Source organism: Sphingobacterium sp. PCS056 (genome assembly GCF_023273895.1).
Taxonomy (GTDB): Bacteria; Bacteroidota; Bacteroidia; order Sphingobacteriales; family Sphingobacteriaceae; genus Sphingobacterium.
The window spans coordinates 3934699-3948198 of sequence record NZ_CP096883.1 but is presented as its reverse complement, the minus strand read 5'-3'; the positions used below and the strand labels follow the sequence as shown (position 1 = coordinate 3948198).

Sequence of the window (13500 nt, the reverse complement as noted above, 5' to 3'; positions counted from 1 at the left end):
CGAAATTGTCAAATTTTCTGTACGACTTTTATTTAATCTCAAAAATCTGACATAGCTGTTGTTATTTTTTCTGAATCAACAGATCCAATTTTAGGAGTTAGCCTGTTAGCATGTTTTTTGCTATAAAATGGACCAAAATATTTGTTGTCATAAGTAAGTATTGTTGGTCTTGCCAAGCACTTTATATGTCTAAAATTAATCAATATTATTATTAGTCTTATGAGCGACTATTGCCCTTTCTTCCTTATTAATGGATTAATCCAGAAATAATATTAATGGTCAAAGCGACTACAAAAGTATTTAATGCAAAAGAAAGCAGACCATGAAATAAAACCACTCTTCTGATCTTTCGTGAAGAAACTTCAATATCAGACACCTGGAAAGTACAACCTAAAACAAAAGAAAAATATGCAAAATCTACATAATCCGGTTTTTCGTTTCCTGGAAAATCTAGACCTTTTCCTTCAGATCCCTCAGCATAATACAGATGGGCATAATGAAAGACATAAGTCGTATGTACTAAGAACCAAGAGCTGATAATGCTCAAGACACAGATACTAATACTTAAACCTTTAGACATATTAGTTCCTGGGTCTGCGATGATGATGAGCAGTACTGCGAACAGACAAGTGAAGCTGGCTAGTAGAATAAAAATAGAAACAAATAATCTGCTGCCATCCTCAGAAGCTGCTTTTTTAACGATAAGAGCGACAGGCATTCGGTAGAAAATATACCACGATAAAGCAATGTAAGTAAGACAAAATGTAATCCAAAAGAGCAGGGTGAGCATAAGCAAACCGATATCATACTGATAGCTAATAGTTGTCGTGATAATAGCTACCAAAAGCGAGATTAGGCTTTTTTGTATCGGATTGAAATCTTGAATGACTTTCTTTATATTCATGTTTAACAATCAAATTGAACGCTTTGCTGAAAACTATTTTTTTGGATATTATTCTCTTTTATTTGTGATGATAGAATCAGCATGATACTATTTTCTTCATAATTAGTGGGTTTGGAGATGATAAAATCAAGTTTGCCATCACGATCAATATCGCCTACAAATAGTGTTTTGATAAATGTGTCATTAAATTGCTCTTCTTGTATCATATTGGCTTCAGATGACCCATTGTAAGAGTAAGTCAATTTATAATTTTTGACTTCATGAAATACCTCTTCGCGACCTTGATCATTAGATCGAACTTGTGTACCTAGAATATCTCCATATCCTTTCAGTTGATATTTTTGATTATTAAAATTGTAGATAACGGTTTCTTTTGGCCAAATTTCAGCCTGTGTGATTTTGAGATTTTCTATTTTTCCTGCTTTTAAAAAAGGAAAGTTTAAGAATAGCATAGAATTTCTTTTCGATATTACTGATTTTGTAGGTACGCCAGCACATTCGCTATAACCATCTTCAATCTTATAGTCTACTTTTGCCAAATAATATTGACCATTCTCTTCATAGAGATCAAACCAATTTTTATTTAGTATTTTACTAGGATCTTCAGCCTCTTCATAGATTCGGTATGTGTCAATCATAACAATGGATCCCACAGGTGTTGAGTTCTTCAGGTTATTAGGCTTCGTAGTAGTAGGTGTGGTTATATCGCCTGTTGTTGTCGTGACGCTGTCGGTAGGTATAGTCTTGTTAACTTGAGTGTTATTTTGACAAGACTGAATTGTCAGAGCTAATAATAGTGTTGTAAGGCTTAAATATTTCATCGGACATTATAATTTGAATAGCTATATCAATTATAGTGCCCGATGTATGTGTTTTGATTAATCCTCTAAAGCTTCTTTTAGTATGCTAAAGGAATCTAAACATTTTTGATCATCATATATATAAGAGATGGCCATAAGTTCATCTATTTGCAGCTTTTCGATAAACGGTTCCAATTCACGTCTGATGGTCTCTTTGTCTCCTATGAAGCTACAGGACAACATATTGTCAGCCGCCTGCTCGATACTAGGAATCCCTTTATAGATCACTTCAAATGTGGGAGGAGATAGGGGGGCTCTAGTATTAGTCAGGATACCTGCAAATAAATTTTTTACACTTGTTGATTGTAATTCTGCTTCTGCTGTTGTTTTAGCCGCTATCACATTGACACAGACAATGAAATATGGTGCTGAAAGACTTGCCGACGGTTTGAAATTTTGATGATAAATCTCACTTGCTTTTGCTAGTTGAGCAGGTGCAAAATGGGCAGCAAAAGCATAAGGTAAACCTAGACTAGCGGCTAGATAAGCACTATCAGTACTTGATCCTAAAATATATAAAGGCACATTTAAGCCCTCAGCCGGAAAAGCACGGACTTTTGAATCTGCATTATCGTCACTGAAATACTGTTGTAGTGCAGCTACGTCTTGGGGAAATTGATATGCCGTATTGAAATTATTGCGGCGGAGCGCCATAGCCGTTTCCTGATCTGTACCAGGTGCACGACCTAATCCCAGGTCAATACGATTCGGATATAAAGTTTCTAATGTTCCAAATTGTTCTGCAATTACTAAAGGAGAGTGGTTTGGGAGCATAATACCTCCTGAACCGACCCGAATACTTTTTGTATTGGCAGCAATATGTTGAATCACTAAGGATGTAGCAGAGCTAGCTATATACTCCATATTATGGTGTTCTGCTACCCAGATTCTTTTATATCCTAACTGCTCAATATGTTGCGCTATTTTTATGGTTCTGTTGTATGCTTCTGATGTTGTGCAACCTTTTTTGATTGGCGCAAGATCTAAAGCTGATAAAGCAATATTTCTCATAAAATAAAATTATAGTTTATTTTAGAGAACTATGTAATGATAATGTCGCTTTACTATTTTCGTGTCGCGTGGATGACAATTAGCTCATCTGCAGCGTCAGTTATAAAAAAACTATGTAACTCACCGCCGTCACTGATCTTAAATTTTTTCTTCAGCACTTCGGTTTTTAAAGGAAAATTTTTAGCAACAGCGTTAGTTTTTAATTTCTCTTTAGATTTTTTGAAGATGGAAAACGGAATGACTTCAGAAATTTCATAGATTTTTCCTAAAAAATCCTCATCATAAATATCAGACGTGTAGAGATGTGTATGTTGGTGTATTTTTTTGAGATTAAAGGCTTTTGTAATACTCTTAAAAGCGCCAGCTTTCGTGAGGCATACATCAGGTTCGTAAAGGTAACGCAGGGGCTGCGAAAAGCTAACTGCTGCATCAGCTTCTTCTTGTTGAGTAAAACAAAATCGTTGAGTTTTCTCTCCAAAAATTCGAACAGCAGTGATATTAGGCTCACCTACGAAATCTTTTTTTTGTACAAATAGCAATTCTTTACAGTCATTTTGAAGGCTGACCACGTAGATATCTTTGACATGATGCAATTCTGATCGTGCAGCAGTAATATCCAAAAGAGGGGCTACCTTAGTGATGATATGATCTGCTCGCTGCAATAACTCTTGTTGCAATACTACGATATTGGGTTCGCAGTCACTTAGCATAAAAACCTTTTGTTGCGCGACTCTTCTTGACGGGTCGATATAGATGTAGTCTATCTTAAGGTCCTTATTTTCAAATATATATTTCACCCCATCTGAAGCAATGACATCTATATTATCTGCCTGTAATTGCTTCGCATTGTACTTCGATATGGCTGCAAGTTCGGGATTAATTTCACAGGAGATGACTTTTTGTGCTGCTTGAGCAAAGTAGTAGTCATCGACCCCAAAGCCACTTGTGATATCGATTAATGTCGTATTAGGTTCTATTAGCGATGCTTTAAATCGAGCAGTCTTCTCCGAAGAGCACTGTTCTAAGTTTAGCTTATCGGGATAATAGATATTGTCAGTTTGTGCCCAAAGAGGTATTTTTTTTCGACAGCGCTGTTTTCCATCTATCTGTGAAGCAAGTTCAGAGGATGTTATACCTTCAAAAGGAGATTTTTTTAATGCCAATGAAGCAGAAGATTCATGTTCGTGTTGATGGATAAAATCTTGAACCTCCTTTTGAAGGATATGTATATTCATTTATATTTTTTTAACAAGCAGCTGACATGTATAGGTATCTTTCAATTCGCTTATCACTTCTTTATTGACCAAGACACGATTGATCGTTTCTTGATTGTAATAGCGTATTGTGATTAATTCTAAACCTGTTTCAATATTTACCTTAAATTTCTTTTTCAATTCCTCTAAGACATCAATAATGTTTTGTCCAGTATCATCAACAGCTACTGAAAAATTAATAGCACTATTGTGCATCATATTAAGTTTGATTCGAAATTGATGAAATAAATTAAAAATATCACGTAAATTATCTTCTACTATAAAAGAAAAGTCACGTGGTGATATAGAGATCAATATTTGATTCACTTTAAAGATAAAAGAAGGTACCGGTAAGGATACATTTGTACTTTTGATCTTCGTGCCGGGTACTTCTGGATTTAAAAAAGAACGGACATTCAATTGAATATTTTTGTTCTGTAGCGGTTTAATTGTTTTTGGATGAATGACAGTCGCTCCATAATAAGTCAATTCAATGGCATCGGTGTACGATAATTCGGGTATAAGCTCCGTTTTCTCAAACCATTTGGGATCTGCATTTAAAACACCAGGTACATCTTTCCAAATGGTAACATGCTGCGCATCGAGACAAGCTGCAAATATAGCCGCAGAATAATCTGATCCTTCACGCCCTAATGTCGTTGTGAAATTTTCTGAAGTAGAACCAATGAAACCCTGTGTGATACCTAAATATTCTTGTAGGATATGTGGAATCTCTGCTTGAATGATAGCCTCTGTTTTCTCCCAGTTGACTTGTGCTTCGGTGTAGGAATTGTCGGTCATGATATAATTCCGAGCATCCAGCCATTTTGAATTTACGCCGATATGATTTAAATAAGCAGCTAGTATTTTAGAAGATACGATTTCCCCTGTAGATACGATTTGGTCAAATAGATAATCAAAAGAATCTTGCGGTTCTTCTTCCAATATCCATTCAATTTCAACAAAACAATTCGCGATTTCATCAATGATAGGATGATTGTGGTCTTCGAATAGATCTGACAAAATGTTAAAGTGAAATACTTTAGCCTTTTCTAACATTTCAAAAGCTTCACCGGTGTTGTGGTAATATGCTTTAGTTACATCTTCTAATAGATTGGTTGTTTTACCCATTGCCGAAACAACGACTAATAAAGCCTCTACTTTATACTTAGAAATGATATATGCTGAATTTTTTACACTTTCAGCATCTTTGACTGATGCGCCACCAAATTTAAAAACTTGCATCGATATGATTTACGTTGAGGTTGATTGCTAATTAATACTATTGATATATGCCAAGCCCTTGTTTGAAATCAAGTGCTTAATATCTTTATATGGAACTTCTAGGGTTGTGTTTCCCCCAGAGTAAGGTTTTATTTCATATACATTGTAATAGAACAGCAGGCTTTCTTTTGTTAAAGCAAAATTATTCGCAAGTGTGAAATTGCCTGATTCAAAAAAGTACTTGTCATTTAGAGATTCTGTCTTCGATAATTTTTCCAATTTGCGAAAATATTTTTCTGCAATTTTAGTCAATTCTTTCTGATTTTTCTCATCGACAATATCAACAAGCGTTATTTTTTGATCTGTTTTGATATCAAAATGATTGAACAAGGTAAAATGATCGCCATGGGCTCCACCCGTATATTCGGTTTGATTAGTTTCTATACTGATAAACCTAGGCGTATTTTGATAAACTTTGGCGTGAAGATCTCTAAACCAAGTGGCAGAAGACTGACCGTTATTTTCTTCTACATACTCATCGTAAGCATCCACAAATCTCTTCGCTGCACTATTTATTTCAGAGTCACCTTCTAGATTAATGGAATGGCTCAATAAGCTATTGATCATTGTATCTTTAAAAGCTGGATATCTTGCTTTAAAAAATGTGGTATCGATCTTTTTACCTTCTTTTACAAAAAAGCTACTATACCTATGCACTTCCTTCATATCATAATGGAGCGTATCACCACTAATTTTTTGTGCTGTTTCTCCTTGCTCACTTGTACAGGAAGTGCTGCCCAATAAAGCAAATGTAATATAGAGGTATAAATAGTGTGCTGGTTTCATGTAACTTAACCGTTCTTTTATCTTTTAATATGTGATCGATACATTAATCCATGATGAATCGAAGTCCGCTTTATATTTCTTGTAGAATTGAATTGCAGGTTCGTTCCAGTCTAGTACCTGCCATACCATACCGTGATATCCTTGTGATTTACCTAAATTAAGAGTTTCTTCGAAAAGTTGTTTGCCAATTCCAGAGCCACGCATACTTTCTGTCACAATCAAATCCTCAAGATAGAGCCTTCTTCCTTTCCAAGTGGAATAACGAATGTAATATAAGGAAATTCCTACAATTTTCTCATCAACTTCTGCAACAAAAGCTCCCCAGATAGGATTTTTTCCAAATCCCGCATCTAGAAACTCTTCCATAGAGACAGTTACCTCATCGGGTGCTTTTTCCACTATTGCAAGTTCACGAATTAATTCGAGCATCCTCACACCATCTGCTTCAACAGCAGGCCTAATAATAGCTTTAGTCATTATTTTTGAAATGTTTGATTACACGTTTACCAAAAATGGTGCTACCTACTCTGATCATGGTTGATCCTTTCTCTATCGCTAATTTATAATCCGATGACATTCCCATGGACAATGTATCAAAACTTTCATTTTTACGGTAAAAGCTTGCTTTAATCCCATCATAAAGTGACTTTAATTCATAAAACTCTTCTTTTATTTCCTTTTCATTTTCCGTATTTGTCGCTATACCCATTAAACCTCGGATGTTAACATGTTTTAAAGCTAAAAATTCTTCATCACGCAACATTTCAATCAATTCGGCATGATCAAAACCAAACTTTGTATCTTCCTCAGCAATATGTACTTGAAGTAAACAATCAATAACACGTTTGTTTTTAGCAGCTTGCTTGTCGATTTCTTTTAAAAGTTTGAGCGAATCCACAGCATGGATAAGCGTGACGAAAGGAGCGATATATTTAACTTTATTGGTCTGAAGATGACCAATCAGGTGCCATTCGATATCTTTTGGCAAGGATTCGTATTTTTCAACCAGTTCTTGTACTAGATTTTCACCAAAAACTCGCTGCCCAGCTTCATAGGCTTGCATGATATCTTCATTCGGTTTTGTTTTTGATACAGCGACTAGTTGAACGCCGAGCGCTTTAACTTCTAAATTAATCGCTTCTAGGTTGCTTGCAATACTCATGATAATTGTATATTTAAGAATTCAAAGGGTGCCAAATGTCAGCCCTTTTTATAAATTTGTACAAAATTACGAAATGCAACGATTAATACTGAATGTACTTGCTCTGATTTTTTTATTTGTTTCTTGTAAAAGTACGAATGAGAAAGATATTATCCCGAAAAAGGATTTTGTGAAGGTCTTGACTGAGATTTATATAACAGACTCTTATTTATCAACATTAGATGCTGATAGTGCAAGGAAAGTTATTTTTCCACTTTATGACAATACTTTTAAGAAGTTCGATCTAGACTCGACTACTTTTAAGAAAAATTTATCTTTTTATGCGAGTGATGCCGAGTCGATGAATAAGATATATGAAGAGGTTGGGAACAACTTAAAAAAGATGAATGAAGGATATATCAAGGCAGATCAGTCTAGGATGGATTCTGTACGCAGAAAGGATTCTATTCGGACGGCACTCTTTCAGGATAGCTTAGCGCGTGTAAATGACTTTATTGCTTTATATGAACGGCAAAAGAAATTGATTTTGAACTACAAACCGGATAGTACAAAGTGGGATTACAAAAAGGCATCTCAAGATTTTTATGATCAGACAGGATTAAAGGGGAACCTGAATTTGGGTACATTTCTACTTAAACATATTCCACCTCCAGTAAAATCGTCGATTGATTCGACAGCTGTACCGAAAGTAGAAGCTAAGTCTATTCGTAATGATCAAAGACCTGAAATGGAATCTGTAAAGGTTTCGGAAAATGTACCTGTGCGTACTGATATTAAGGAGGTGAAAAAACCGGAGAAACCTCCTGTACTATTGGATGCAAAATCCAGTCAAAAGCTGGAAATTTTGCCTCATAAACCGGTTAAATAAATTTTAATTAAAACATGATTTATCCTAATAACGCAAGTGATAAACTCGGTTTTGCCGAGATAAAGGAATTGATAAAACAAAAATGTATCAGTGAGTCGGGGCGTGATTTGGTTGATAAAATACAACCACAAACTCGATTTGACCAAATTGATAAATTTTTACGTCAAACTAACGAATTTAAATATCTACTGACCAGCGATGATGCATTGCCGGTAGATCACTTATATCCCATTCGCGCTTTGGTTGAAAAAGCCAAAGTAGAAGGCGCTTTTTTAATGGAAGAGGAGTTCCATCGTGTGCTGCTTTCACTTAAAACTGTATATGCCATTATCCGTTATTTTAATGATCGCCAAGGGCAATATCCTAATTTGGAATTATTATTTGAGCACTTGCCCATTGAAAAGCAGATTATCCGTGATATTGAAATGATTATTGATGATCGTGGGAAAATGAAGCATAATGCTTCCCGTCTGTTATTAGATCTTTCTCAAAGTATCTTAAAGGCTGAGCAAGAGGCGCGCAAGCGAATTGATATCATTTTTAAGAGTGCACAAAATAGTGGCTGGACGGCTGATGGCAATCTGACTATACGTGATGGTCGCTTATGCATTCCCATTCTAGCGGAGAATAAGCGTAAAGTTAAAGGCTTGATTCATGATGAATCAGCTACTGGACAAACTGCTTATATTGAGCCAGAAGAGGTGTTTCACCTTAATAATAAGGTGAGAGACTTGGAGTTCGAACGCAGACGTGAAGTAATCCGTATTCTTGTTGAATTAACAACTAAACTACGACCACATATACCTTTGATGTTGGCATACGATGGATTGCTCACTAAGGTCGATTTTGTCCGATCTAAGGCTTTGTTTGCATTAGATATTGAAGCTGAAATGCCTGAGTTATCAAAAGAAGCAGAAATTAATCTGGTCAATGCACGTCATCCATTGTTAACATTGAATGCTCAGCATGACCGTGGTACAATTGTTCCGCTGAATATAAAGATTGACGAAGTACAACGTGTTATAGTTGTATCTGGCCCCAACGCAGGAGGTAAGTCCGTTTGTATGAAAACGGTAGGATTGATGCAGCTGATGCTTCAATCTGGTTTATTGATACCAGCAGATGCCAATTCTAAGGTGGGTATATTCAAACAAATATTTGCTGATATTGGGGATGACCAGTCTATCGAAAGTGATTTAAGTACCTACAGTGCCCATTTGTCAAAAATGAAGTATTTTACAGAGTTCGCCACCGCGCGCACCTTGGTTTTGATTGATGAATTTGGTACAGGAACTGACCCACTCTTTGGAGGTCCTATCGCAGAGGCTGTGCTGGAGGTATTGAATAAAAAGAATATTCGTGGTGTGGTAACGACTCACTATTCCAATTTGAAAGTATTTGCAAATCAAACAACTGGTTTAGAAAATGCATCCATGCTATTTGATAATGTAGCCATGAAACCTTTGTATATTTTACAAATCGGAAAGCCAGGTAGTTCATACGCTTTTGAAATCGCTCAAAAAATTGGACTGAATAAAGAGATTATTCATTTGGCAAAACAAAAGGTCGGTACTCATCAAAAAAAGGTGGATACGTTGTTGGTTGATCTAGAGCGGGAGAAGAAAGAAATATTTGATACTAAATCCGCGATCACAAAAAGAGAAAAGGAATTGATTCGAATAAAATCAGAATATGAAGAACTTCAAAATTATTTGGAGGAGAACAAAAGGACGATTCTAAAAAAAGCTAAGGAAGAGGCACAGTTGCTGTTAAAAAATTCAAATAAATTAATTGAAAACACGGTATCCGAAATAAAATCTGCACAAGCTGATAAGGAGAAAACAAAAGAAATCAGAGCAAAGCTAGACAGTTCTTTTGCGACGATTCTTCCTAAAGATAAAAAGGTGGATAAAAAGCCTGTTACTGTTGCAGATCTTACAGAGGAAATTGCTGTTGGCGATTGGGTCAAGATTATTGATTCTGAAAACGAAGCTGTAGTATTAGAAATTGCTAAAAACAATCTGATTTTGGCGATGGGAGAATTGCGAACAGTGCAAAAACGTAAGAATGTCATTAAATTAGCGGGTAAAGACTTGAAAAAAGCAGCAAGGGCTGGTTCTAAGACATTATCGGCACATGCTGTAGCTGATTTTAATCCGGAGATTGACGTTCGTGGTATGCGGACCGAGGATGCCTTATATGAGCTTGAGAAAGTATTGGATAGAGCAGTAATGATTGGTTATCCTTCTTTAAAAATTATTCATGGTAAGGGGGATGGTATTTTGCGTAAATTTATTCGTGACTATTTGAGAAAGTATAGTCATATTTCCAGATTTGAAGATGAACATCAGGATCGTGGAGGTGATGGTATAACATATGCCTATTTATAATATTCTTCGATTGCTATGGACTCTTTGCTGAATTTTTTTGATAATCAATATATTTGGAATGTACTGGTATCCATATTTTGTGGAGCCATTATTGGTTTTGAAAGGGAATATAGAAATAAGGCGGCTGGATTTAGAACGATCGTATTGATCTGTTTTGGATCAGCCGTTTTTACTGTAGTTTCAAAAATGATGGGGGGCAGTGGAAGTGACGATCGTATTGCCGCTAATATTGTTACAGGTATTGGTTTTATTGGTGCTGGCGTTATATTTAAAGGAAAGCTATCGGTCAAAGGTTTGACGACATCTGCGGTTATATGGTCGACTGCCGGCCTTGGTATGATCGCTGGAATCGGTGAAACAAAACTCGCTTTGTTCTTCACCTTTTTTATGGTAATTATTTTATCCTTATTTCAAGAAATTGAACTGATGTTATCACGATATTACTTAATACGTACCGTCCATGTTCGATTTGTAGACTGCAACTTTGAGCATGTTGCAAACTTTGAAAATGAAGCCGATACATTTAAAGTCAAATATAATCGCAAAACAATTGAAAAGCTGGGTGGCGAGTTGGCTATCATTTACGATTTATCTGGAAAAATGGAAGATATCAATAAATTCAATGAAAGGTTGATCCATTTTAATCCGGTGAAGGAATTTTATTATAATTAAACAATGCGCTGATTTTTAGGTTGCAGATGAAGTCTTTTTTATTTACCAACCATGTGAAGGTTGCCCTATATTTAAGCTTATTTAAAGCTATAATCAATAGATTTAGGTTGTAAATATTTTGGAAAAGTTTTTTCTAGCCAATTTTTAAAATCATCTTGATCAAATACAGCATCAGTTTTTAATGTAAGCTTTAATCTTAATTCATGGATTAAAATCTCATTCTTGTAAATGATCACTCTTGCCTCAATTATGGATGGATATGCAGTAATCTTTTTAGCAAGTTCATCACCATGTACAACATGTCCTCCGATATTACTCGAATCGTTCATGCGGCCTAGATAATATAATAAACCATTTTTATCGATTCGAATAAGGTCACCCGTGCTGAGATATTCCCGTTTAGATCGATCCTGTATCCAGGAACACCTTATTTGAAGTTCCTGATTTTCATGTAAACGGTATTTGATACCTTTAAGGAATCGACCGATAGTGCTGTTGTTCATTATTAAATCTTGTTGGGTGGCAATACTGCATATACCTAACTCTGTCGTGCCATAAAGGTTGAAGATTTTGGTGGTCGGGTATTGATTTAGAATAAAAGATACCCACGTCGGTTCAAGCTTATCCCCACCTGAAATCAGGCATTTACAAATACCCAAAGCTTGATAATCTGCGGCGATAATTTTAGTCATCATAGCAGGCAAGATAACTAAACAGTCGATACGATTGTTGATGATGGATTGAGCGACGGCTTTTGAACTAAACTTTCCAGTGAAGTGGATATCTTGTTTCAGAAATAGCCCTAATACTAAACTTGCGAGACCATAGCCATGATAAAAGGGAACAGTGATCTGACAGGATGAATAACGAAGTAATTCTAATCTGGAAATCAGTTCAATAAATGGATTCCATATTTTAGTAATATTAAGCTTGCGTTCTACAGGAGTTGGCATATTGGAAGTTCCTGTACTTAAAATAGTTATTTTTCCATTATTACGTTTAAATCTTTTTGTTGCCAGATCTGGACTATATGAATTTATTTCATCAAAAGAATAACAGTTCGATTGCCTATTGATATTTTTTAATCGCTGTATATGATCTGTAATAATCAATGTCGATCTATAATTTTGTAAAATAGTTTCTAATTGATTTTCAGAGAGGTGAGGGCTGATGATAACAATTTCTTTTGACAGGGCCGAGAGTGCAAATAAGTATTTTATAAAATCAAAGCTATTATCAGCTAAAAGCACAACTTGATCATCAATTTGATTCGAATGAAATGTTCTTAATTTTTCTATAACAGAAAATGAGTCATGATACAATTGCGCATAGTTAATCTTGCAATTACCATCATTCAAATAACTGTGTTCTGAATTTCTTACAGATTTTAATAGTGTAAAAAGATTAATGCCAGATTGGAAAGTGTGCCATATTGATTTTATTAGCTGTTTTGAAAAACTGAATTGCTTTTTTAATACCATGATAACCTGATTAGAATCTATCCCAAAATTTCCGAATAAAAAAGCCAATTGTAATGGGAAAAATAGCCCACCACGGTCTAGAATAACTAGATGCACCCATCAAAAGTTTCAAAATACGTAACGCTGCTTCATTTCTCTCCATTGCAGGCATATTTTGATACGTCACATTAGGGGTAATCATTTTTGTTTTTACCAGTGGTAAATATATGGTCTTCAACCGAATATTCATTTTTCTCCATTCCGATTGATTCGATCGACAATATTGATCGAAAGCTGTTTTTGATGCCTGATAAGCTGCCCATTTTGCTATTGGCAATAGCAATACATTTAAAGCTGAAACATTTACAATCTGCCCACATTGTTTTGATAAAATAGGGGTAATGGCCAATGTTATTTTTACAGGTGCTAAATAATTAAGCGCATTTGTTCGGGTAAAATCGTGATAACGGAATAATGAATGTTGCAGTGAGCGTTGGATCGATTTACCAGCATTGGAAATAAAGATGTCGATCGGTGTTTGTTGCGTGCGGATATGCTCAATAAGTTGATCTACCTGTTCTTCTTGATACAGGTCGGCAACAAAGATCGAAGCAGTTGAATTGTGGTTTATAATAATTTCTGCAACCTCATCCAATCGCTTTTTAGAGCGACCGACAAGGATTAAATGGACATTAAATTTTGAAAAGAGTAATGCACATGCTTTTCCAATACCATCGCTTGCTCCGGTTATTAAAATTGTTTTTCCTCGGAGGAATGCGCTAGCTTTCCCTTCATTCAAAAAAACCTTCGGGAAGATGATACTTTCAATCCAGTTGATATTCACAATACT

Annotated in this window: 13 protein-coding genes; 3 read left to right on the top strand and 10 right to left on the bottom strand. The window is 35.5% G+C overall.

What is annotated here, in order from left to right; translation table 11 throughout:
- Positions 1–247: 247 nt before the first annotated feature.
- Genes MUB18_RS16535 through MUB18_RS16500 form a run of 8 tightly spaced genes read right to left on the bottom strand, consistent with a single transcriptional unit; the run spans position 248 to position 7260 of the window.
- Entirely contained in the window at positions 248–904 is a 657-nt protein-coding gene (locus MUB18_RS16535) for a DUF1345 domain-containing protein (protein ID WP_108159839.1), read from the bottom strand.
- 2 nt (positions 905–906) lie between these two features.
- Positions 907–1725, bottom strand: a complete 819-nt coding sequence (locus MUB18_RS16530; protein ID WP_146171091.1) for a hypothetical protein — start codon at positions 1723–1725, stop codon at positions 907–909.
- Positions 1726–1782: 57 nt separating this feature from the next.
- The gene (locus MUB18_RS16525) at positions 1783–2775 is read right to left on the bottom strand and encodes an LLM class flavin-dependent oxidoreductase (protein WP_248753887.1); all 993 of its coding nucleotides are present in this window, start codon (positions 2773–2775) and stop codon (positions 1783–1785) included.
- Between the two features lie 53 nt (positions 2776–2828).
- On the bottom strand, positions 2829–4010 hold the full coding sequence (locus MUB18_RS16520; protein ID WP_248753886.1) for a class I SAM-dependent methyltransferase: 1182 nt from the start codon (positions 4008–4010) through the stop codon (positions 2829–2831).
- Positions 4011–5273, bottom strand: a complete 1263-nt coding sequence (locus tag MUB18_RS16515; protein WP_248753885.1) for an aspartate kinase — start codon at positions 5271–5273, stop codon at positions 4011–4013.
- Between the two features lie 27 nt (positions 5274–5300).
- Positions 5301–6098: a DUF3298 and DUF4163 domain-containing protein gene (locus MUB18_RS16510; RefSeq protein WP_108159834.1), complete on the bottom strand. Its 798-nt coding sequence runs from the start codon at positions 6096–6098 to the stop codon at positions 5301–5303.
- Between the two features lie 24 nt (positions 6099–6122).
- Positions 6123–6575 (bottom strand): GNAT family N-acetyltransferase, encoded by a 453-nt coding sequence (locus MUB18_RS16505; protein ID WP_108159833.1) that lies wholly within the window; start codon positions 6573–6575, stop codon positions 6123–6125.
- Entirely contained in the window at positions 6568–7260 is a 693-nt protein-coding gene (locus tag MUB18_RS16500) for a YggS family pyridoxal phosphate-dependent enzyme (protein WP_045756528.1), read from the bottom strand. Before MUB18_RS16500 ends, MUB18_RS16505 begins: the two co-directional genes overlap by 8 nt.
- Before the next feature lie 73 nt (positions 7261–7333).
- Here MUB18_RS16500 and MUB18_RS16495 point away from each other — a divergent pair, with 73 nt between their 5' ends.
- The 3 genes from MUB18_RS16495 to MUB18_RS16485 are packed head-to-tail and all read left to right on the top strand — an operon-like array spanning position 7334 to position 11190.
- Positions 7334–8128, top strand: a complete 795-nt coding sequence (locus MUB18_RS16495) for a DUF4296 domain-containing protein (protein WP_248753884.1) — start codon at positions 7334–7336, stop codon at positions 8126–8128.
- A gap of 14 nt (positions 8129–8142) precedes the next feature.
- Positions 8143–10518, top strand: a complete 2376-nt coding sequence (locus MUB18_RS16490) for an endonuclease MutS2 (protein ID WP_108159831.1) — start codon at positions 8143–8145, stop codon at positions 10516–10518.
- 15 nt (positions 10519–10533) lie between these two features.
- A complete protein-coding gene (locus MUB18_RS16485; RefSeq protein ID WP_108159830.1) occupies positions 10534–11190 on the top strand; it encodes an MgtC/SapB family protein in 657 nt (218 codons plus the stop codon).
- Between the two features lie 77 nt (positions 11191–11267).
- Here MUB18_RS16485 and MUB18_RS16480 read toward each other — a convergent pair whose 3' ends face one another.
- Positions 11268–12671, bottom strand: a complete 1404-nt coding sequence (locus MUB18_RS16480) for an AMP-binding protein (RefSeq protein ID WP_248753883.1) — start codon at positions 12669–12671, stop codon at positions 11268–11270.
- 10 nt (positions 12672–12681) lie between these two features.
- A complete protein-coding gene (locus tag MUB18_RS16475; protein WP_248753882.1) occupies positions 12682–13494 on the bottom strand; it encodes an SDR family NAD(P)-dependent oxidoreductase in 813 nt (270 codons plus the stop codon).
- Between the last annotated feature and the right edge of the window lie 6 nt (positions 13495–13500).